This window comes from Micromonospora sp. WMMC264 (assembly GCF_027497275.1).
Taxonomy (GTDB): domain Bacteria; phylum Actinomycetota; class Actinomycetes; order Mycobacteriales; family Micromonosporaceae; genus Micromonospora; species Micromonospora chalcea.
In genome coordinates, this window is the sequence record NZ_CP114907.1 from 5,014,363 (window position 1) to 5,035,950 (window position 21,588).

The 21,588-nt window shown below is 72.2% G+C and carries 20 protein-coding genes and 1 pseudogene; 12 read left to right on the top strand and 9 right to left on the bottom strand.

The annotated features are described in order from the left end of the window. Positions 1-33: 33 nt before the first annotated feature. Positions 34-1,656, bottom strand: coding sequence for an MFS transporter (locus O7542_RS21835; protein ID WP_043326702.1), 1,623 nt, complete (start codon positions 1,654-1,656; stop codon positions 34-36). 54 nt (positions 1,657-1,710) lie between these two features. Here O7542_RS21835 and O7542_RS21840 point away from each other — a divergent pair, with 54 nt between their 5' ends. From O7542_RS21840 to O7542_RS21855, 4 genes are all read left to right on the top strand, one after another. After that, positions 1,711-2,226 carry a MarR family transcriptional regulator gene (locus O7542_RS21840; RefSeq protein WP_064447643.1) on the top strand — a complete coding sequence of 172 codons (516 nt, stop codon included), beginning with the start codon at positions 1,711-1,713 and terminating at the stop codon, positions 2,224-2,226. A gap of 61 nt (positions 2,227-2,287) precedes the next feature. After that, positions 2,288-2,809 (top strand): MarR family winged helix-turn-helix transcriptional regulator, encoded by a 522-nt coding sequence (locus tag O7542_RS21845; protein ID WP_043330646.1) that lies wholly within the window; start codon positions 2,288-2,290, stop codon positions 2,807-2,809. Beyond that, the gene (locus O7542_RS21850) at positions 2,803-4,536 is read left to right on the top strand and encodes an ABC transporter ATP-binding protein (protein WP_030501234.1); all 1,734 of its coding nucleotides are present in this window, start codon (positions 2,803-2,805) and stop codon (positions 4,534-4,536) included. The genes O7542_RS21845 and O7542_RS21850 overlap by 7 nt, the downstream gene beginning before the upstream one ends. An 80-nt stretch (positions 4,537-4,616) precedes the next feature. Further along, entirely contained in the window at positions 4,617-6,587 is a 1,971-nt protein-coding gene (locus tag O7542_RS21855; protein ID WP_223201446.1) for an ABC transporter ATP-binding protein, read from the top strand. Positions 6,588-6,657: 70 nt separating this feature from the next. Here the strand turns inward: O7542_RS21855 and thrS are convergent, their stop codons facing one another. Then, on the bottom strand, positions 6,658-7,872 hold the full coding sequence (gene thrS, locus O7542_RS21860) for a threonine--tRNA ligase (RefSeq protein ID WP_281605153.1): 1,215 nt from the start codon (positions 7,870-7,872) through the stop codon (positions 6,658-6,660). Between the two features lie 496 nt (positions 7,873-8,368). Between thrS and O7542_RS21865 the strand changes: the two genes are divergently transcribed. From O7542_RS21865 to O7542_RS21875, 3 genes are all read left to right on the top strand, one after another. After that, on the top strand, positions 8,369-8,992 hold the full coding sequence (locus O7542_RS21865; protein ID WP_043330647.1) for a DedA family protein: 624 nt from the start codon (positions 8,369-8,371) through the stop codon (positions 8,990-8,992). A gap of 38 nt (positions 8,993-9,030) precedes the next feature. Then, positions 9,031-9,213, top strand: a complete 183-nt coding sequence (locus tag O7542_RS21870) for a hypothetical protein (protein ID WP_210871858.1) — start codon at positions 9,031-9,033, stop codon at positions 9,211-9,213. Between the two features lie 96 nt (positions 9,214-9,309). Next, positions 9,310-9,963, top strand: a complete 654-nt coding sequence (locus O7542_RS21875; RefSeq protein ID WP_210871860.1) for a DUF998 domain-containing protein — start codon at positions 9,310-9,312, stop codon at positions 9,961-9,963. A 17-nt stretch (positions 9,964-9,980) separates the two neighbouring features. Here the strand turns inward: O7542_RS21875 and O7542_RS21880 are convergent. Then, positions 9,981-10,301 (bottom strand): annotated as a pseudogene (locus O7542_RS21880) (NAD(P)H-quinone dehydrogenase); the annotation flags it as partial. A 350-nt stretch (positions 10,302-10,651) separates the two neighbouring features. On the opposite strand from O7542_RS21880, the gene O7542_RS21885 reads away from it, so the two are divergent. From O7542_RS21885 to O7542_RS21900, 4 genes are all read left to right on the top strand, one after another. Next, on the top strand, positions 10,652-11,797 hold the full coding sequence (locus O7542_RS21885) for a fructose-bisphosphatase class II (RefSeq protein WP_069087155.1): 1,146 nt from the start codon (positions 10,652-10,654) through the stop codon (positions 11,795-11,797). A 41-nt stretch (positions 11,798-11,838) separates the two neighbouring features. After that, a complete protein-coding gene (locus O7542_RS21890) occupies positions 11,839-13,236 on the top strand; it encodes a hypothetical protein (protein WP_069087156.1) in 1,398 nt (465 codons plus the stop codon). Beyond that, the gene (locus O7542_RS21895) at positions 13,233-13,781 is read left to right on the top strand and encodes an NUDIX hydrolase (protein ID WP_199744086.1); all 549 of its coding nucleotides are present in this window, start codon (positions 13,233-13,235) and stop codon (positions 13,779-13,781) included. The genes O7542_RS21890 and O7542_RS21895 overlap by 4 nt, the downstream gene beginning before the upstream one ends. Positions 13,782-13,870: 89 nt before the next feature. Then, complete coding sequence (locus O7542_RS21900) at positions 13,871-14,716, top strand: LLM class flavin-dependent oxidoreductase (protein WP_083296900.1); 846 nt, start codon at positions 13,871-13,873, stop codon at positions 14,714-14,716. On the opposite strand, the gene O7542_RS21905 is transcribed toward O7542_RS21900, so the two are convergent. The 3 genes from O7542_RS21905 to O7542_RS21915 form a co-directional block, all read right to left on the bottom strand. Continuing rightward, positions 14,713-15,807, bottom strand: coding sequence for a DegT/DnrJ/EryC1/StrS family aminotransferase (locus O7542_RS21905; protein ID WP_069087158.1), 1,095 nt, complete (start codon positions 15,805-15,807; stop codon positions 14,713-14,715). The two genes, O7542_RS21900 and O7542_RS21905, sit on opposite strands and share 4 nt — an antisense overlap. Further along, positions 15,804-16,742 (bottom strand): GDP-mannose 4,6-dehydratase, encoded by a 939-nt coding sequence (locus tag O7542_RS21910; protein WP_166455842.1) that lies wholly within the window; start codon positions 16,740-16,742, stop codon positions 15,804-15,806. The genes O7542_RS21905 and O7542_RS21910 overlap by 4 nt, the downstream gene beginning before the upstream one ends. A 93-nt stretch (positions 16,743-16,835) precedes the next feature. Further along, positions 16,836-18,239 carry an NAD(P)H-quinone dehydrogenase gene (locus tag O7542_RS21915; RefSeq protein ID WP_043326713.1) on the bottom strand — a complete coding sequence of 468 codons (1,404 nt, stop codon included), beginning with the start codon at positions 18,237-18,239 and terminating at the stop codon, positions 16,836-16,838. A 106-nt stretch (positions 18,240-18,345) separates the two neighbouring features. Between O7542_RS21915 and O7542_RS21920 the strand changes: the two genes are divergently transcribed. Next, positions 18,346-18,801: a gamma-glutamylcyclotransferase gene (locus O7542_RS21920; RefSeq protein WP_030501227.1), complete on the top strand. Its 456-nt coding sequence runs from the start codon at positions 18,346-18,348 to the stop codon at positions 18,799-18,801. Positions 18,802-18,876: 75 nt separating this feature from the next. Here the strand turns inward: O7542_RS21920 and O7542_RS21925 are convergent, their stop codons facing one another. From O7542_RS21925 to O7542_RS21935, 3 genes are read right to left on the bottom strand one after another with little or no spacing between them, the layout of a single operon-like run. Continuing rightward, positions 18,877-19,839: a GNAT family N-acetyltransferase gene (locus tag O7542_RS21925; RefSeq protein ID WP_043326715.1), complete on the bottom strand. Its 963-nt coding sequence runs from the start codon at positions 19,837-19,839 to the stop codon at positions 18,877-18,879. Positions 19,840-19,881: 42 nt separating this feature from the next. Then, a complete protein-coding gene (locus O7542_RS21930) occupies positions 19,882-20,622 on the bottom strand; it encodes a hypothetical protein (RefSeq protein WP_043326717.1) in 741 nt (246 codons plus the stop codon). A 37-nt stretch (positions 20,623-20,659) separates the two neighbouring features. Then, positions 20,660-21,586: a hypothetical protein gene (locus O7542_RS21935; protein ID WP_064447636.1), complete on the bottom strand. Its 927-nt coding sequence runs from the start codon at positions 21,584-21,586 to the stop codon at positions 20,660-20,662. Positions 21,587-21,588 lie beyond the last annotated feature (2 nt).

Sequence of the window (21,588 nt, forward strand, 5' to 3'; positions counted from 1 at the left end):
CCCGCCCGCCCACGCCGACCGGCGGAACCCGGCTCAGGCCCGGGACGGCTCCGCTTCGGCGGGCTGGGATTCCCCGGTCTCCCCGTGGCGAACTGTCGGCAGGCGCAGGCAGGCGACCAGGCCGATCAGCAGGAACCCGGCGCCCGCGAATGCCGCGTACCGGGTGGCGTCGGAGAACGCCGCCTTCGCCTCCTCGGCGATCGGCGCGGTACGCGGGTCCGCCTCCAGCCCGCCGATCGCCGCGCCGGCGCTCTCCTTGACCGCGCTGACCACCTGGTCCCGCTGGGCCGGGTCGAGGCCGGGCTGGTCGGCCAGGCGGTCGCCGAGCAGCCCGCCGAGGCCGGCGAAGAGCACGGTGCCGAGGACCGCGATGCCGAGCGCGGAGCCGACCTGCCGGGCGGTGCTCTGCAGGCCCGAGCCCTGGCCGCTGCGGCGTACCGGCACCTCGGACAGCGAGACGCCGGTGAGCTGGGCGGTGGCCAGGCCGACGCCGACGCCGTAGACGAACAGGAAGCCCACCGGCGCCCACCAGCTGGTGTCCGGCGCGACCACGAATCCGAGCCCGGCCACGCCGACCAGTTCGGCGGCGACACCGAGCTGGACCACCCGGGCCGCGCCCCAGCGCTGGGTCAGCGGCGCGCCGATGCCGCTGGCCAGGAAGCTGCCGACGGCGAGCGGCAGCAGCGCCAGGCCGGTCCGGAAGGCGCTGTAGCCGAGCACGTTCTGGAACCACAGCGGCAGCGCGAACAGCAGGCCGAACTCGCCCAGGCTGACGATCGCGGCGGCCAGGATGCCGTTGCGGAACGAGCCGATGCCGAACAGCGACAGGTCGAGCAGTGCCGGACGGCCGGCCCGGTTGCGGCGTACCTGCTGGGTCAGGAAGAGCCCGAGCGCGGCGAGCCCGAGGAGCGCGGCCACCGGCACCGGTGAGATCGACGCGGTCCAGTCCAGCCCGAAGAGGCTGAACGGCCGTTCCCGCTCCCACCAGCCGTAGGTGCGGCCCTCGATCAGCGCGAAGACCACGCCGGTCATGCCGATCACGGAGAGCAGCGCGCCGGTGAGGTCCAGGCCGCGTTCGGCCCGGTCGTCGCGGGACTCGGCCACCAGCACGAGCGTCGCCACGATCACGGCGAGGCTGACCGGGACGTTGATGCCGAAGGCCCACCGCCAGGAGTACGTGGTGGTGAGCCAGCCGCCGAGCAGCGGACCGAGCGCTGCTGCGCCACCGATGGTGGAGCCCCAGACGGCGAACGCGATGCCCTTCTCCCGGCCGGTGAAGTTGGCGTTGAGCAGGGAGAGCGAGGTGGGCAGCATCATCGCCCCGCCGACGCCCTGGAGCACCCGGGCGGCGATGAGCGTCTCGCCGGAGCCGGCGAGCGCGGCGAGGACGCTGGCGACCACGAACACTGTGACGCCGACGAGGAACATCCGCCGCCGTCCGGACCGGTCGGCGAAGCGGCCGGCGACCAGCAGCAACGCGGCGAAGACCAGGGTGTACGCCTCCTGCACCCACTGCGCGTCGGTGGAGGTGATGTCGAGGTCCCGGATGATCTGCGGCACCGCGACGTTCACGATGGTGGCGTCCACGATGATCATCGCTACGCCGAGGCTGATGGCCAGCAGCCCGAACCAGCGTCCGCGCCCGTCGCCGCGCATGGTGCCCTCCCTTTAGCTAGATTTTCTAGCTACCCGAAGTGCTAGCTTTATCCCATGGAGGGGGTGCCGTCAACCGGGGAGCCCGCACCGGGTCCGCCGCCGAGCAGCGAGACCTCCCGGGCGCTGCGCGAGGTGCTACGGATCGCCGGTGACACCCGGGCCGCGCTGGCCCGCCGCCTGGGCCTCAACTCGACCGACGCCGCCGCGATCCATCACCTGATCTCCAGCCCGGAGCCACTGGGCCCGGTCGAACTGGGCAACCGGCTCGGCATCCGGTCCGCCTCGGCGACCACGCTCGTGGACCGGCTGGTGCAGGCCGGTCACGTCGCCCGGGCCCCGCACCCGCACGACCGGCGTCGGCTCAGCCTCCAGGTGACCGAGAGCGGCGTGGGTGAGGTGCTGGAGGCGCTGCGCCCGATGCTCGTCGGCGTCGACCGGGCGGTCTCCCGGCTCACCCCCGAGCAGGCCGAGGCCACCACAGCGTTCCTGCGCGAGGTCACCGAGGTGATGCGCGAGTACGTCGCCACCGCCCCGGACGAGCCTCCGCGCGCCCGCGCCGACCGCGGCTGAGGAGATTCTCAGAAATAGTTTGGGCCCTGATGGTTCGGGAGCTAATCTGACGCTCGTGAACATGGGCCCGCTCGTCCGCTTCCCCGACGCCCTGCACCACGCGCCACTCGGCCGGCTGGTCTCCATCGCCGGCCACGTCGTCGAGCAGCACTGGGGGCGTTACCTCGCCGAACACCACGGGCTCACGTCCGCCGGCATGCGGGTCCTGATGATCCTCCTCCGATCCGGCGACGTGAGCCACCGGGAAATGGCCGAGCTGTGCTTCGTCCGGCCCGCCACGCTCACCGGCATCGTGGACACCCTCGAACGCGACGGCTTCGTCACCAGGCGCCGCGCGCCCGAGGACCGCCGCACCGTCCGGCTCGCCCTCACCGACAAGGGCGGCGAGCACGCCCGCACCATCATCGACATGATCCACAGCGACCGGCCACTGACGTCCGTCGACGCCGACCCGGACAAGCGGGCGGTCATCCGCGAGTTCCTGATCGAAATCATCACCGGCATGTCCGACGGAGACCTCCGTCGGTTGAACCGGGACAGCGAGTCCGACACCGAGCCGCCAACGGGGAGCCATCCGTGTTGATCCGCCTGCTCCGCACACATCTGCGCCCGTACCGACGATGGCTGGTCGCCGTGGTGGCGTTCCAGTTCGTCGGCACCATCGCGTCGCTCTACCTGCCCAGCCTCAACGCCGACATCATCGACCGCGGCGTCGCCGTCGGCGACACCGACCAGATCCTGCGTACGGGCGGCTGGATGCTGCTGGTCAGCCTGCTCCAGATCGCCTGCTCGATCGCCGCCGTCTACTTCGGGGCGAAGACCGCGATGGGCTTCGGCCGCGACGTGCGGGGCGCCATCTTCCGGCGGGTGAACAGCTTCTCCGCCCGCGAGGTGGCCCGGTTCGGCGCGCCGTCCCTGATCACCCGCAACACCAACGACGTCCAGCAGGTGCAGATGCTGGTGCTGCTGAGCTGCACCATGCTGGTCGCCGCGCCGATCATGAGCGTCGGTGGCGTGGTGATGGCGCTGCGCGAGGACGTCGGGCTCTCCTGGCTGATGCTGGTCTGCGTACCGGTGCTCGCCGTCGCGCTGGGCCTGATCATCCGCCGGATGGTGCCGGGCTTCCGGCTCATGCAGACCCGGATCGACACCGTCAACCGGGTGATGCGCGAGCAGATCACCGGCATCCGGGTGGTCCGGGCCTTCGTCCGGGAGCCGTACGAGACCGACCGGTTCCGGGCGGCGAACACCGACCTGACCGCCACCGCGCTGCGGATCGGACGGCTCCAGGCGCTGATCTTCCCGATCGTGATGCTGGTCCTGAACGTCTCCAGCGTCGCGGTGCTCTGGTTCGGCGCGGCGCGCGTCGACTCCGGCCAGATCCAGGTCGGCGCGCTTACCGCGTTCCTGCAGTACCTGATGCAGATCCTGATGGCGGTCATGATGGCCACCTTCATGCTGATGATGGTGCCCCGGGCCGCGGTCTGCGCCGAACGCATCGAGGAGGTGCTGGACACCGACTCGTCGGTGGTGCCGGCGCCCGACCCGGTCACCGAGGTCACCGGCCACGGCGAGCTGGAACTGCGCGGCGCCGGATTCCAGTACCCGGGCGCGAGCGCGCCGGTGCTGCACGACATCTCGTTCCGGGCCGAACCGGGCCGGACCACCGCGATCATCGGCTCCACCGGCGCCGGCAAGACGACGCTGCTGACCCTGATCCCCCGGCTGGTCGACCCGACCGCCGGCGCCGTCCTGGTCGACGGCGTGGACGTCCGGGAACTCGCCCCGGAGGAGCTGTGGCGGCGGATCGGGCTGGTACCCCAGCGGCCGTACCTGTTCAGCGGCACCGTCGCCAGCAACCTGCGGTACGGCAACCCGGACGCCACCGACGCGGACCTGTGGGCCGCGCTGGAGATCGCCCAGGCGCGTGACTTCGTCGCCGAGATGGCGGGCGGACTGGACGCGCCGATCGCGCAGGGCGGCACGAACGTCTCCGGTGGCCAGCGGCAACGGCTGGCGATCGCCCGTGCGCTCGTACGCAAACCGGAGATCTATCTCTTCGACGACTCCTTCTCCGCGCTCGACCTCGGCACGGACGCCCGGCTGCGGGCCGCCCTCAAGCCGGTCACCGCGGACGCGGCGGTGGTGATCGTGGCCCAGCGGGTCTCCACGATCGTCGACGCCGACCAGATCATCGTGCTCGAGGACGGGGGTGTCGTCGGGATGGGACGACATGAGGAACTGCTGGAGAGCTGCCCCACGTACGCCGAGATCGTGGCGTCGCAGCAGACGGCGGAGGTGGCCGCGTGAGCGCGCCGGTTCCGCAGCAGAAGAACGAACCGAAGCGGCTGCCTCCGGCCGGACGCCGGCCCGCCGGTGGACCGCCGCACATGAACATGGGCATGCCGGCCGAGAAGGCGATGAACTTCGGGCCGTCGGCGCGCCGCCTGCTGGGGCGGCTGCGGCCGTACCGGCTCCAGCTCACCGGCGTGCTCGCGCTGGCCCTGGGCAGCGTCGGGCTCAGCGTCGTCGGACCGAAGGTGCTCGGCCACGCCACCGACATCATCTTCAGCGGGGTGATCGGGCGGCAGCTCCCGCCCGGCACCACCACCGAGGCGGCGGCGGAGGCGGCCCGCGCCGAGGGCAACGGCAACTTCGCCGACATGCTGGCCCGGATGGACGTCATCCCCGGCGCCGGCATCGACTTCGACGCGCTGGGCCGGGTGCTGGCGTTCGCGGTGGTGCTCTACATCGGCGCGAGCATCCTGCAGTGGGCGCAGGGCTGGGTGCTCAACGGGGTGGTGCAGCGCACCGTGCTCAAGCTGCGCGCCGACGTGGAGGACAAGCTCAACCGGCTGCCGCTGCCGTACTTCGACAAGCAGCCCCGGGGTGAGCTGCTGAGCCGGGTCACGAACGACATCGACAACGTGTCGCAGACGCTGCAGCAGACGCTCAGCCAGTTGCTCACGTCGCTGCTCACAGTCGTCGGCGTACTCGGGATGATGTTCTGGATCTCGCCGTTGCTGGCGCTGGTCGCGCTGGTCGCGGTGCCGCTGTCGGTGGTGGTCACCGGCCAGATCGCGAAGCGGTCCCAGGGCAAGTTCATCGCGCAGTGGAAGCACACCGGCGAGCTGAACGGCCAGATCGAGGAGGCGTACACCGGGCACGAGCTGGTCAAGGTCTTCGGCCGGCAGAAGGAGGTCGAGGCCGCCTTCCACGCCAAGAACGAGGAGTTGTTCCGGGCCAGCTTCGGCGCGCAGTTCGTCTCCGGCATCATCATGCCGGCGATGTTCTTCATCGGGAACCTCAGCTACGTCGCGATCGCGGTGGTCGGCGGGCTGCGGGTGGCGTCGGGCTCGATGAGCCTCGGTGACGTGCAGGCGTTCATCCAGTACTCGCGGCAGTTCACCCAGCCACTCACCCAGGTCGCGTCGATGGCCAACCTGCTGCAGTCCGGCGTGGCCTCGGCCGAGCGGGTCTTCGCGGTGCTCGACGCCGACGAGCAGAGCCCCGACCCGGCCGAGCCGGCCCGGATCGCCGACCCGCACGGGCGGGTCGAGTTCGAGCACGTCTCCTTCCGGTACGACCCGGAGAAGCCGCTCATCGACGACCTGTCCCTGGTCGCCGAGCCGGGCCACACGGTCGCCATCGTCGGTCCCACCGGCGCGGGCAAGACCACGCTGGTCAACCTGGTCATGCGGTTCTACGAGCTGGACGCCGGCCGGATCACGCTGGACGGGGTGGACATCTCCACGATGCGCCGCGACGACCTGCGCGGCCGGATCGGCATGGTGCTGCAGGACACCTGGCTGTTCGGCGGCACCATCCGGGACAACATCGCCTACGGCCGCCCGGACGCCACCGAGGAGGAGATCCTCGCCGCCGCGCGGGCCACGTTCGTGGACCGGTTCGTCCGCAGCCTGCCGGACGGCTACGACACCGTGATCGACGAGGAGGGCAGCAACGTCAGCGCCGGCGAGAAGCAGCTGATCACCATCGCCCGCGCGTTCCTGGCCGAGCCGTCGCTGCTGATCCTGGACGAGGCGACAAGCTCGGTGGACACCCGCACCGAGGTGCTGCTCCAGCGCGCCATGGCGGCGCTGCGCTCGGACCGGACGAGCTTCGTCATCGCGCACCGGCTCTCCACCATCCGCGACGCCGACCTGATCCTGATGATGGAGCAGGGCCGGATCGTGGAGCAGGGCACCCACGAGCAGCTCGTCGCCGCCGGTGGCGCGTACGCCCGGCTCTACCGGGCGCAGTTCACCGGCGCGGTGATCACCGACGAGGTTCCGGCGCCGGCACCGGCCGGCCCGCCGAACGGAATGCGTGCCGGCGCCGGCACGCCGGTCGGGAACTGACGTGGACCCGGCCACAGGTCCGACACCGGTCCCCGTCCGGGTGCCTTCCCGGCACCCGGACGGGCCGGGGTCAGACCGGGAGCAGCGCCGCCGACCGGCTCGCGACCACCGCGCCGATCAGGCCCAGCGCCTGCGCGGCGGGCATCGGGTCGAGCACCCGGCCGTCGCGCAGACGCAGCGAGAGCGACCCGTCGGCCGCCTCCCGGGGGCCGATCACCCCGGTGTACGGGATGCGCCTGCGGGCCGCGTCGCGGATGCGGGCGCCGAGCGAGCCGGCATGGTCCACCTCGGCCCGCAGCCCGGCCGCCTCGGCCCGGTGGGCCAGCCCGGCGGCCGCGTCGGCCTGCGCCGCGTCGAGCGGGAGCAGCAGCAACTGCACCGGGGCGTACCAGGCCGGGAACGCGCCCTCGTGCACCTCGATCAGGTACGCGAACAGCCGCTCCATGCTGCCGACCAGGCTGCGGTGCACCATCACCGGCCGTTTCCGGCGGCCGTCCGAGTCGGTGTACGACAGGTCGAACCGCTCCGGCTTGTCGAAGTCGAGCTGGACGGTGGAGATGGTCGACTCCCGGCCGGCCGCGTCCACGATCTGAATGTCGATCTTCGGGCCGTAGAACGCGGCCTCGCCGGGCGCCTCCACGACGTCCACCCCGTCGAGCGCCGCGCGGAGCAGGTCCTCGGCCCGCGCCCAGCTCGCGTCGTCGCCCACGTACCGCTGGCCCGGCCCGCGCAACGACAGCCGCAACCCGGCGGGACGCACGCCGAGCGCGGCGTGCGCCTCGCCGATCAGCCGCAGGACCTCGCGGACCTCGTCACCGACCTGGTCCAGCGCGCAGAAGGTGTGCGCGTCGTTGAGCGAGATGGCGCGCACCCGGGACAGCCCGCCGAGCACCCCGGAACGCTCCGCCCGGTACATGCCGCCCAGCTCGGCGATCCGCAGCGGCAGCTCCCGGTAGGAGCGGCCCCGGGCGCGGAACACCAGCGCGTGATGTGGGCACAGCGCCGGACGCAGCACGAACTCGTCGTCGGCGCTCAGCCGCATCGGCGGGAACATGTCGTCGGCGAAGTAGCCGAGGTGCCCGGACAGCTCGAACAGCTCCCGTTTGCCCAGCGGCGGCGAGTAGACGTGCCGGTAGCCGGCCCGCCGCTCCAGCTCCCGCACGTACTCCTCGACGGCGTGCCGGGCGGCGGCGCCGTCCGGCAGCCAGATCGGCAGCCCGGCGCCCGCGAGCGGGTCGGAGACGAACAGCTCCAGGTCCCGGCCGAGCCTGCGGTGGTCGATCATGTCGCTCTCCTTGATCGGGTACGACCCGGAGGCGAGCAGGCCCGGAACGCCGCGAAGCCCCGGAGCGGATCGCCCCGGGGCCTCGTCGACGGAAACGTCAGTGCGGCGCGCCGGGAACACCCGGCGTCGTGGTCACTACCGCGCTGCGCATGCCCCGACCGTAGACGCGCGGACGGCACCGGCGCACCTGGATTTCGGAGAGAGGGTGCGGGTCGCCGACACGGGACCTGCCGGCGACCCGCGGCGGCCCGGACATCGGGAACGGGGGACCCGACGGCTCCGGTGCCGCGTCCCGCCAACGGTACGCCGCGATCCGTCGATCCGCCGCCCCGCTCCGCGGCCCCGCCCATCCGTCACTTCCGGCCGGGTCGGCTCGTTCCACACCTACGGCCCGTCGGTGTCGCTGGTCACCGCCAGGTGGGGCCGGTGGTGATGACGCCGGACACGGCGTCACCCTCGATCCGGTCGAACGGAGAACTCCGGCGAGGTGGCGGTCGTGGCCGAGCTCATCTCTGACGTCGCGTCGCCCATGTGGGCGTACGCGCTGCTGCTGACCCTGCTGATCGCCGACGCCTTCGTCCCGGTGGTGCCGACCCAGCTCGTCATGATCACCAGTGGGGCGCTGACCGTCTACGGCGGGCTCAGCCTGCCGGTCACCATCGCTGTCGGCGCGGCCGGCGTCTTCATCGGCGACCTGACCTGCTACCTGATCGGCCGCACCACGCCGACCCGCCGGCCGGCACGGGCCACGCCACGCGGACGGGCACGCCGGGCCGTCACCCGGGTCACCCGCGGGCTGCGCGAGCCGGGGCCGCTGGTGATCCTGCTCTGCCGGTTCGTGCCCGGCGGCCGGATGGCGGCCTGCTTCTCGGCCGGCCGCAGCCGCTACCCGTACCGCCTCTTCCTGCCCTACGAGGCGGCGGCGGCGCTCGCCTGGTCCAGTTACGGCGCGCTCGTCGGCCACCTGGGCGGTACGGCGCTGACCCACTCGGCGTGGCGGCTGCTGCTGATCGGTGGGGTGGCGGCGGCCGGGTTCGCGCTGGCCGGATGGGCGATGACCTGGATCAGCAGCGCCCGGCAGACCCGCGCCGAGGCCACCGCCGACTCGACCGGCAGCTGACCCCCGAGCACCTGATCGACGTGAAGGAAGAACAGGCCATGAGCGACACGGCGGCGTGGCACGACGTCAAGGCCAGGGCTCGGCGAATCGATCCCTCATGGGATGACGCCGAGCGCGTGACCCGGCGCGGGCAGCTCAGAGAACAGATGCTGGCCTCGATCAACGGCGCGCAGTCGACGGGAGACCCGGCAGACGATGCGCCTTCACCCGACGGGACCTGACGCCGTTCTCGGGGGTCCGGTAGGGGACGACCCGGGTAGCGAAGTGGGTGGTGGTCCCGGATCCGTCTGGGGCGGTTCCGGCGACAGGCTGGCCGTATGCCTGGAACGCGGAGCAGCGGCCTGTTGGCCCTCGGCGGGATCGTCCTGGCGGCGGTGCTCGCGGTGATGGGTCACGTCGGGGTGAGCGACGATCTAGATCCCTGGTCGCTGACCGTCAGCGACTTCGCCGTCTCCGATCGGGGCGGCGTCATCGACACCGCGATGGCGGTGCTCGCGGCGGCCAGCGTGGTGCTGCTGCCGGCGCTGCGCCGGGCCGGTGCGGGCCGGGTGCCGCTCGCGCTGCTCACCGCCTGGTCGGCCGGGTTGCTGGCCGCGGCGGTGGTGCCCACTAACGAGCCGGGTACGCCGATGGACACCGCCGCGTACGTGCACCGGTACGCCTCGGTGTTGTCGTTCCTGGCCCTACCGGTGGCCGGCTGGCTGCTGGCCCGCAACCCGGTCGCCGGAGCCGCGGCCTGGCTGCGCGGCCTGACCGTGGCCAGCCTGCTGCTGGCGGGCGCGATGATCTGGTCCGCCTACCCCGGCGACCGGGCCCTGCTGGGCCTGATCGAGCGCGCGCTCATCCTCACGGAGACGGCAGTCATCACCACCCTGGCCCTGCACCTCACCCTGACCAAAGTCGTCGATCATGCAGTTGTGACCCCGCACAGACCGGGCATACCGGTCGGATCGGGGGCCGCAACTCCATGATCGACGAAAGAAGAGGGCTACTCCAGCTCGTGGAGCATGAGCTGGCGGGCGGCCTCGGTGATGGAGCCGGACAGGCTCGGGTAGATGGTGATGGTGTGGGCCAGCTCGTTGACGGTGAGGTTGTTCTCCACCGCCATCGTGATCGGCAGGATCAGCTCGCTGGCCTTCGGCGCCACCACCACGCCGCCGATCACCTGGCCGCTCGCGGGCCGGCAGAACAGCTTGACGAAGCCGTCGGCCAGGTCGTCCATCTTCGCCCGCGCGTTGCCGGACAGCGGCAGCATCACCTGGCGGGCCGGGGTCTTGCCGGCGTCCACCTCGTCCTGAGACACGCCGATCGGCTGGCCCGCTCGTCGGCCAACTGGGCGGCACGGCGCTCAACCAGTCGGCGTGGCGGCTGCTGCTGATCGGCGGCGTGGCCGCGAGCGGGTTCGCGGCGGCAGGCTGGGCGATCACCTGGACCGACGCCCGATATTCCGCCGCCGAGGCCGAGGCGCGCGTCACGGCTGACTGAGCGGCGCCGGTCCGGCTTCCGCCGTCGCGCGCGTCGGGCGCGGGGCGCCGAAAGCCGACCGTCCTGTCGCCGGCGTCGAGCCGGCATGTCACTGTGGACGTTGTGTCCGCCCTCCGCCGGCCGTCGCGCGGGACGGGCTCACCTTCGCACGACCATGACGAAACGAGGACGCTGATGGCGGAACCGCGTGAGGAACTGGAGCGGGCGATGCGGGCCCTCGACGACCGGGTCGTAGCGGTAAGCGTCAGCCGGGTTCGAGAGGCGACGGACGGGGCGCCGTTGCCGACCCCCGAGCGGGCGACCCTGATCGCGGCGATGTCGGCGGCCGCGCTCGCGGCGGCCGGCGTCGACACCGACCGGGCGCCGCTGCCCGAGACGAAGACACTGGTCGACGGGGCCGCGACAGAGGCGGCCGAGGCCGTCTTCCAGCGGTCCCCCGCGCGGATCAGGGTCACAGGCGGAGAGGGACAGCGCGACAGCAGCCCTGGCGCGCACAGCGGGCAGGTGCTGGGGCGCGGGGCGGCCGGAGTGCCCGTCCTCGACGGCATCTTCGACTACGTGGACGGCACGACGTTGGCGGCGACCGGCGAGCCGGGAGCCCTGGCGCTGGGCGGACTCGGCATCGATCTTCGCCCGGTGCCCGACCTGTCGGCGTACCTCGTGCTCGCACCGGCCTCCCTGCTCGGTCGCATCGACATCATGTCGCCTCCGGAGAAGCACGCGGAGGCGGTGCTCGGACAGCTCGCCCGTTCGCTCGGAAAGCCGGTCCCGGAACTCACCGTCTTCACCCATTCCCTCTCCGGGAAGCCGCTGCACCAGACGCTGGTGGAGCTGCTCCGTTCCCGCGCCGGCACCGTGATCGTGCCGCCCCTCGTGACAATCGAGCCGCCATATCTGGTAAGCCTCGCAGGGCTGGCCGAGCCGCGCATCGACACGATGATCGGCAGCATCGGCCTGTCCGAGCTGGCCTTCGCGGCGCTCCTGCTCGACCTCGTCGCACCCGACCACGGCTTCGCGTTCCGAGCCGCATCGATCGACGGGCCTCGGTCCCGGCCGACCTCGGTGACGCTCGATCCGATCTTCGACTTTTCACCGGACGAGGAGCGGGAGTTCGCGCGGTACGGCTGGCATACCGACCGCCAGTACACCAACACGGACGTCGTCCGGCCGGGCGGTGGCCGAGCCGCCGTGGTCTTCGCGGTCACCGACGAACCGATGCTCGGGCTCGCCGGGCCGGATCCACGCACTCGGCGTCGCACCCAGGGGCTGCTGTTCGAACCGGGCGGGCAGGTGACCCGCCTCGAGGTGTTTTACGGCTGATCCAGCTCTCGTCCGCGCCGACCATCAGGAAGGCAGGTAGCGTGGAAAACGGCAGCGTCATCCTCTCGTCCCTCGACGACGTGCCCGCCCCACCCGTCACCGACCGCCTGCTCATCAGCGGTTGCAGCGTGGTTAGCTATCACGCCCACCGGCTGGCCTCCCCGACCCGCCTGGCGGAGGCGTTCGAACTCGGCACCCTCGCCTCGATCGACGACGACCGGTCGTACGCGAGCAAGGTCCGGCCCGGCTCCGGACTTGAGTACTCGGCGTTCGTCGACGCCGGTCCGGTGCCGGCAGCCCTGACCCGCATCGTGCACAGCAACCACGCCGCCCGGCTCCAGCAGTCCGTGCTGTGGCTCGGCGAGGAGTACGTTGTATCGGCGATCCCGTTCTTCCTCTCGGTACGCCGACCGGACCGCGCGGGCATCGAACTGACTGCCCCGTTGACCGTGGACGGCCTGCTGCGGTTCCTCGGTCTCCTCGCCGAGCCGGCCATAGCGCGTTCTGTCGGAGAGCAGGCCGCCGCAGCCCTGGCGCGCAGGCTGGGCCTGCGGGTGGACGAGATCGAGCGGACCTGGCCCGTCACCGGATCGTTCGGCATCCAGATTTGGAACCTCGACGGAACGACAGGGCGGGACACCGCGAAGCTGTACGAGGGAAGCAAGGAGTCCGCGGAGTACTCGTGGGAGATCTCGGCGATCCTCTCCTACAGTTCGGACCACTTCAAGGAAGACGGGCTGTGGCGGCGACGGAGCCGGCAGCAGATCTACAGCACGGTGCGGTCGGGGTCCGGCTTCTTTGACGACCACATGGTCTTCGTCAACGCCGACTGCTGTCTGGAGATGGCCCACCTTCCCGCCTGGCTCCGGGACCGGTCCGACTTCCGCCTGACCAACTACGGATACGACTCCTCATCGATCTTCGTTTGGTCCATCAGCATGCTGCGCACCGCGATCGCCGAGGATCTCAGCCAGCGATACCGGGAAGCGGTGGTGGACCTGATCGCCCGTCGTCAGATCACCGTGGTCGAGCAGGCGGAGATGACGCGCCTCCACGTGCGGCACTCTCGGCTGCTCGACCGGATCGTCACCTTCCGCGATCAATTCGTCGAGGCTCGCAACCGGGCGCTGGACGAGCAGATCACGACCTACCGTTCGGGCAGTCGCGCCACGAGTGCACTGCTGCGCCACATTGACCGGTATAGCGCGTTGGCGATGAGCCTGTACCGCGTACACGAGGAGACCGAACGCTCCCGAAGGGACGCCCTAATCGCGATGCTCGCGGTGGTCCTCGCCGTCGTGCAGGTGCCCGGTTTCGTGGAGCAAATCGCGGACTGGGCCGACGCCGGGACATGGGTACGACTCGGCATCTCGGCCACCCTCATCGTGCTACCTCTGGTCCTGCTCTGGCGGGTGCTCCGACGGACGGCGAGCGGTTGAACCCCCGGCAGGGCTTGGCGCCCGTCGCCTGGCAGGAACTCGGCAGGCGCACCGTCTACGAGCGGTTCGGTCGTGCGGTGGTCGAGGTCGACTTCCGCCTGCCCTCCGGGCGGGAGGACACCTTCACGCTCCGAGCCGAGCGCGACAACGTCGGCGTGCTGGCACTGACCCCGGCGCAGGAGGTGATCCTGACGCGCCAGTTCCGTCCCGGTCCCGGACGGTTCGTGTACGAACTGGCCGGTGGCTACCTAAAGGACGGAGAGAGCCCTGCCGTCGCCGCCGAGCGGGAACTGTTGGAGGAGACCGGCTTCGCGGGGGTGATGGAGATCGTCGGCCAATGCTACGGCGATTCGTACGCCACAGCCAGGAAATACTGTGGAGTGGCCCGCGACTGCATCGTGGCTCGGGCGCCACGTCCAGACCCGGAGGAATTCATCGAGGTGCTGGTGGTCAGCCCGACGGCCTTCCGGCGCCTGCTCCGGACCGGTGACTTCGTGGATGTGGACATTGGCTACCTGGGGCTCGACGCACTTGCCATGTTATAGCGTTTCAGCAGGTTAGCACCTCACCGGTGGTGTCAGGAGGACCTATGCCGCCCAGGCACACGCCACTGCGGGGGCGATCGATCGGCGTCATGTTCGACCGCTCGCACCGACCCACCGCGCTGCCCGAGTTCGTCCGTGCCCTCGACAGGATGCCGGTCGACGACTGCTGGATCGTCGAGGACATCGGATGGGCGGGTTCGGTGGCCCTCACCGCGACCGCGCTAGCCAACAGCTCCCGGCTGCGGATCGGCATGGGCGTCTGCCCGGTGCCCCTGCGCAACCCGGTACTCCACGCCATGGAACTCGCCGCGCTGGCCGAGTTGCACCCGGGACGGTTGATCGCCGGGCTCGGGCACGGCTCACCGGCCCGGCTGCGACGGGTCGCGCCCCGTGGCGGATCGCAGCTTGCCCTCCTCGAAGCGACGCTCGCGGCCGTCCGTCGTCTGCTCGCGGGGGACCGGGTCACGCTCCGACGCGAGTCCGTCCACCTCGACGACGCGCGGTTGGAACACGTGCCTCCGGTACCGCCCGCGCTGTACGTCGGCGCCGTGGGACCCCGGACGCTCGCGCTCTCCGGCCGCATCGCGGACGGCACGGTCCTGGCCGAGGGATGCACACCGGACGTCCTCGGACGCGATCTCGCGTACCTCAGGGCGGGCGGCGCCGGGCCCCACGAGGTCGTGGTCTACCAGCACCTGCTGATCCATTCCGACAAGCGACATGTCGAGAAGGTGGGCGGACCCGTCATCGCCAAGTTCGCCGAGCTGCACCGGGTCGCGCCCGATCCCGCCATGATCGCGGCGGGCGATCCGGGAACGGCGGCGAAGCGCGTCACCTCGCTCTGGGATGCGGGCGCCGACACGGTGGTGCTCCGTCCGATCGGCGCCGATCCCCTGACCCAGGTGCGCCGCGTGCTCGAAGCGCTCGGTCGCTAGGCGCTCGCGCCGGCAACCGGCCTCAGCACCCGTTCCACCACCGTCTCGATCTCGACGTCAGTCAGGTCGGCCGACGTCGGCAGCCAGGCGGCCGATGCGGAGGCCCCGACCGCGACCGGACAGGGCCGGGGCGTTCGACCTGAGTACAGATCCAGGCTCGGCAGGGCCGGCCAGATGGCGCGGACGTCGATCCCGGCGTCGCGGCCCAACCGGATCATGCGGTTCCGGGTCTCCGGTGCCGTCACCACAGTGTGGAGCCAGCAGGACGGCGTCACGCCCCGGCGCGTCGGACGACTACCGAGCCCGAGTTCTCTCGCCTGGTCGACGTACCGGTCACCGATCCGACGTCGCGCGTCGACCAGTTCGTCCCACCGTTGCGCCTGCGCCAGCCCGAGCGCGGCCGTCAGGTTCGTCATCCGGCCATTGCGGCCGACGAGGTGGTGGACGTACGGCCGGTCCGGGCTCATCGCGTGGTTCGCGAGCAGTCGTATCCGGGCGGCCAGGTCCCCGTCGTCGGTCGCCACGCATCCGCCCTCGCCTGACGTGACCGCCTTGTTGGCGTGGAAGCTGAAGACGGACACCCGGCCGAAGCTGCCGGCCGGCGAGGCGCCGACCGCGGCGCCGTGAGACTGGGCGGCATCCTCGATCACGGGAATGCCTAGCCTGGCGAGTGCCCGATGGTCACAGGGATGGCCGAGGGTGTTCACGGCGATCATGGCACGGGTGCGGGACGTGACGAGGTCCCCAGCCCTCACCGGATCGATGGTCCAGTCGACCGGGGACACGTCGCACAGGACTGGAACCGCGCCGACCGTCAGCACCGCGGCTGCGGGGGCGACGAAGGTGAGGGCCGGGACGATGACCTCGTTGCCCGGCCCGATCCCAAGGGCGGCCAGCGTCAACTCCAGGGCGGTGGTGCCGCTGGACACTGCCACGACGTGCGAGCGTCGGACCCGTTCAGCGATGGCAGCCTCGAACCGCTCCAGGTAGGGACCGGTCCCGGAGATCCACCCGGAGGCCAGAGCGTCCTCGACGTACCTGCGTTCCAGGGGACCCAGGGCGGGGCGCGAGAGCGGGATCCTCGGTGTCATCTTCCGGCCTCCGTCGAGCAGTGGCCGCTGCGGGGACCGGGCACGACCGGCTCCTGAGCGGCGGCCAGCACGTCCGCGAGCGTGCGGGACAGCGGGGTCTCCCAGCGCCACCCGATTTCCCTGCCGGTCCGGGTGGGGTCACCCACCAGCCGCCGGGTGTCGGATCGCCGGTCGAGCGCCGGTTCCACCCGTACGTCCAGCCGGGCGCCGGCCAGTTCGCACAAGCGACGCGCCACGTCGCCGATCCTTGTGCCGACCCCGGTGCAGACGTTGTACACGCGATCTGGGCGGCCGCCTTCCATGATCGCGGCCAGTGCCCGGACGGCGTCCCGCACGTCGACGAAGTCCCGTTCGGATTCCACGTTACCCACATTGATCTGCGAAAGATTCGCCGACTGGGCGTGCAGGATGCGCCGGCAGAGGGCCGGCACCACGTAGGTGGCCGCCTGACCCGGCCCGATCACGTTGGTGGCACGGGCGAACATCACGTGCGTGCCGAAGGCGGAGAAGTACTGCCGACCGGCGGCCTCCGCCGCGGCCTTGCTGCTGCCGTAGGGCGAGAACGGCGCTACCGGTTGCTCCTCGGTGATCGGGTCGGCCACGTCGCCGCCGTCATGGACGCTCGCGGTGCTCATCAGCAGCACCCGGGCGCCCGGAGCGGCGGTCCGCACGGCATCGAGCACGGAGACGGTGCCGAGGACGTTGACCGACCAGGCGTCGAAGGGGCGCGTCCACGACTCGCTCACGCTGGCCAGGGCGGCGAGATGGTAGACGGCATCCGGGCTGGCGCCGGCGACGACGTCGCGCATCCCGTCGTGGTCCCGGATGTCACAGTCGGCTAGGTCCACGGCGATGACCGTCGCGCCGGACCGGGTCAGGTGCCGTCGCAGGTGGGTGCCGATGAATCCGGCAGCCCCGGTGATCAGGACCCGCATCCGACACGCTCCGCCGCTCGCCCTGGCCGCATCCTACGGACATCGACGGCACGCAGCCACCGGCGCATTCGAAGCCGGCCGCCGCTCGCCGGGTCACTCCAGCTCGTGGAGCATGAGCTGGCGGGCGGCCTCGGTGATGGAGCCGGACAGGCTCGGGTAGATGGTGATGGTGTGCGCCAGCTCGTTGACGGTGAGGTTGTTCTCCACCGCCATCGTGATCGGCAGGATCAGCTCGCTGGCCTTCGGCGCCACCACCACGCCGCCGATCACCTGGCCGCTCGCGGGCCGGCAGAACAGCTTGACGAAGCCGTCGGCCAGGTCGTCCATCTTCGCCCGCGCGTTGCCGGACAGCGGCAGCATCACCTGGCGGGCCGGGGTCTTGCCGGCGTCCACCTCGTCCTGGGAGACGCCGACCGTGGCCAGCTCCGGGTCGGTGAAGACGTTCGCCGCGACGGTACGCAGCCGCAGCGGCCGGACCGCCTCGCCCAGCGCGTGCCACATGGCGATCCGGCCCTGCATGGCCGCGACGCTCGCGAGCGGCAGCACGCCGGTGCAGTCGCCGGCCGCGTAGATGCCCGGCACGTTGGTACGGGACACCCGGTCGACAGTCACGTAACCGCCCCGGGCCAGCTCCACGCCGTACTCGGCCAGGCCCAGGTCGGCGGTGTTCGGGATCGAGCCGACGGCGATCAGCGCGTGCGAGCCGGTGACCTGGCGGCCGTCGGAGAGCACCACCTCCACCCCGTCGCCGACGCGGCGGACCGCCTCGGCGCGGGAGTTGTTCAGGATGCTCATGCCCCGGTTGCGGAACACCCGCTCGATCGCCATCGCGGCGTCGGCGTCCTCGTGCGGCATGACCCGGTCCCGGCTGGAGACCAGCGTGACCTTGACGCCCATGGCCAGGTACGCGCTGGCGAACTCGGCGCCGGTCACGCCGGAGCCGACCACGATCAGGTGCTCGGGCAGGTCGGGCAGGTCGTACACCTGACGCCAGGTCAGGATGCGCTCGCCGTCCGGTACGGCGGTGGGCAACTGGCGCGGGGTCGCGCCGGTCGCGACGAGCACCGTCGACGCGGCGATGGAGTACTCCTCGCCGCCGCCGGCCGGGGTGACGATCACGCGGTGGGTGTGGCCGAGCGTGTCCTCGCCCAGCCGGGCGGTGCCGGCCACGAACTCGACGCCGGCCTTGACCAGCTTGGTGTGGATGTCGGCGGACTGGGCCAGCGCGAGCCGCTTGACCCGCTCGTGCACCGCCCGGGCGTCGACGGTGACCGCCTCCAGGCCGTCGGAGTGCACGCCGAACTCCTCGGTGTCCCGGTAGCCGGTGACCACCTCCGAGCTGGCGATGAACGTCTTGGAGGGCACGCAGTCGGAGAGCACGCAGGCGCCGCCGGCCCCCTCCGCCTCGACCACTGTGACCTCGGCGTCCAACTGCGCGGCGACCAGGGCCGCCTCGTACCCGGCCGGCCCGCCGCCGATGATCACGATCTGGCTCACAGCATTAGCCCCTCGTCTGTGCTCACAGTGACTTTCTTCTCCCCGTCGGGTTCGACACGCACTGTCGTATTCTCCCCCACCCGCCAGCCGGGCTATCGTCGTCGCCGTGCGTCTCTACGCTGCTTACGGCTCAAACCTGGACCCGGCCCGCATGCGCGCCTACTGCCCGCATTCGCCGATGGTGGGTACCGGCTGGCTGGAGGGGTGGCGGCTCACCTTCGCCGGCGAGGACGTCATCGGATGGGAGGGCTCGGTCAGCACCGTTGTCGAGTCCCCGGGTGACCGGGTCTTCGTGGCGCTCTACGACATCCACCCATACGACGCCGCGCAGCTCGACGAGATCGAGGGCGTGACCGCCGAGACGTACCGCAGGCTGACCGTGCGCGTGTCGACGCTCGACGGCGACGTGACCGCGTGGGTCTACGTGTTCGACGGTTACGAGGGCGGTCTGCCCACCGCGTGGTACCTGTCGGAGCTGGCGAACGCCGCGGAGAAGGCGGGCGCGCCGGACGACTACGTCACCGAGCTGCGGTCCCGCCCCACCGGCACCGCGTCCGCGTAGCGCGTCTCCCACACCCACAGTGTGCGCCGTGCGGCCGCACCCGCGCTCGGCGACCCCGGTACGAGGGGTGCCGGGTCACACCCGCGAGGCGGGCACGCTCCGCTCGTACATGTCGACCCAGCGCTCCTCCACCAGCCCGACGGAGCGGTAGAGCGTGACCGGTGCGGTCGGGTTGGCCAGGTCGACGCCGAGCCCGGCCCCTTCGCGGCCCTTCGCCGCGTAGACCGCGAAGGCCCGGCGCAGCAGCGCCGCACCCACCCCGCGCCGCCGGTACGCGGGCAGCACCGACAGCGTCCGCACCCACCCCCGGTCCTGGTCGAGCGCCTGGTCGGAGGACTGGAGCGCGCCGGCCGGCTCGCCGTCGACCTCGGCCAGGAACCACTCGTCCCAGACCTTCCCGTACGAGGGCAGCAGGTCCCGCCACTGCTCGAAGTCGAGCGGGTCGTGGTCGGGCGTGTCCCGGAACGCGGTGTCGTAGATCCGGTGGAACAGCCGCAGGTCGTTCTCGTCGTCGGCGCGCAGCGGCCGCACCGTCACCCCGGGCGGGGGCGCCGGTTCGGCGGGCAGGTCGGCCAGCGAGCGGCTCATCCGGATGTAGCGCTTGATCCGGGTGAACCCGGCCTCGGCCAGCTCACCGGCCCAGCGGGTCTCCGGCGCGTACACGCCGGCGCGGGCGGTGAGCGCGGGCAGGCCGCGCTCGGCGGCACGTTCGGCGACCCGCTCCAGCAGCCGCGCCAGCAGCGGCGCGCGCAGGTCGGCGCCACGGTCGGGGTCGACCAGGACGTCCACCCATTCCCGGCCGACACCGCTGGGGTTGGCCAGGATCGACCAGGCCACCGCCGTACCGTCCGGGTCGGTGACCAGCCAGGAGTCCCGCGCCGGGTCGACGAACGGCGCGATCAGCGCGGACCGCACATCCTCGGCGTCGAAGTCGGGGTAGCCCACGGCGAACGTGTCGGAGGCGTGCACCACAGCCAGGATCGCGGGCACGTCGTCGAGGGTCGGGCGGCGGGCCGACCAGCCGGCGGGGAGCGTCACGGGCCAGATCCTGGCAGCCGGACCGGCGGGGCCGCCTCCCATTTATCCGCGCCGGGCGCGCTTCCGCGCGGCGGCGAGCAGACCCAGCAGCTCCGCCCCCTCGGCGGTGCTGAGCGCGCGGAACGCCGCCGACGCCAGCCGGTCGGTCACCGCCTCGGCCCACAGTCGGCGTCGCACCAGCGGCCCGACCGGCGGGTACGGGGGCGCCCAGCCGCACGCCGCCGCGCCCGCCTCGCCCTCCGGCCCGGCCAGCACCGCCTCCAGCGGGGTCAGCCCGGCCGCGCGTACCGCCAGCAGGTACGCCCCGGCGAAGTGCTCGCGCAGCAGCAGCATGCCGACCGCCGCCCGGGCGCCCGGCGACGGGTCGGGCACGGGCATGGCCCGCCAGGCGGCGAACAGCGGCATGCCGCTGCCGTCCGCCGCCTCGACCGCCCGGCCCAGCAGCGCGGCGAGCCGGGACGACTCGGCGCCGTCACCGAGCCGGGCGGTGCCCCACCGGCAGCACTCGGCCAGGTTGGCGGCGGCCACCTCCAGCGGCGGGACGGTGCGCGCGGCGGCGTCCCAGCCGTCGGTGACCGCCTCGGGGGCGATGAAGCCCAGCGCCGCGGCGACGGTCTCGGCGCGGACGTCACCGAGCGCACCGGCCCGTCCGGTGATGTAGAAGGCCCACCCGGAGATGCCCAGCAGCCGCGCCCGGCGCAGCGTGGACGGGCAGCGCGCGAACGCCTCCCCGAGTTCGAGCACCAGCGGTTTGCAGGCGGCGGCGAGCTGTTCCGGAGTCATCGGCCGCCCGTCACTCCACCGTAGCCATTCATCACGCTCAGTCTGCCCGGTCGTCACCGGTGTCGGCATCCCCCTCTTCGGCGTCGAGCGCCTCCAACACGGCCTCCACCTCACCGGCCCGGCGCCGGGCCGCGGTGACCGCCCGTTCCGCGCCCCGCCGGGCCAGCCGGGCCCGGCTCAGCTCCTGCTCGGCCACGGCCCGGCGACGCTCCAGCTCGGCCAGTTCGGTCTCGATCCGGTCCAGCGTCGCGGCGCCGTCCCGCTCGGCCGCGTCGGCCGCCGCCAGCTCCTTCTCGGCCCGGTCCAGGTCCGTCCGGGCCCGGGTCAGCTCCCGGGTCGCGGTCCGCCGCCGCCCGGCCCGTTCGGCCCGCGCCGCCCGCTCGTCGCGGGCCCGGCGCGCGTCGGCCCGCTCGGCCGCCCGATCCGGTACGACAGGCGCCTCTTCGCCCCCTGTCACGAGCCGCAGCTGGGGGCGGGGCACCTCGCCGAACCCGGCGTAGTGGCTGGCCCGCAGCAGGCGTCCGGCGCGTACCTGTTCGGCCACCTCGGTGTCCGACAGCGCGGCGTTGAGTGTCGCCTCCACCTCGCCCAGCGGCAGCCGCCCGGCCGGTGGCGCGGCGGGTTCGGTGGCGGCGAGACGGCGTACCTCCGCCACCAGCGCGCCCACGACGGCGCGCCGCTGCGCGGACAGTTCCCGCAGCGTGCCGCCGCGCAGGTCGCGTTGCGCGGCGCGTAGCGACTCGGCCAGCTGGCTCAGGTCGGCGACCAGCTCGGGCCGGCGGATGGCGAGCAGGTTGACCAGCCAGGCCGCCACCGTGGGCCGGCGCAGCTTGGCGATCTCGCGGGCGGTACGCGGGTCGCCGGACTGCCGCGCCTGCGCGACGGCGGCGTCCCGGGCCGCGACGAACCGGTCCGGCGGCGTGGCGTAGAGCTGCCGGATCACCTCCGCGGGCACCTCGGCCATGC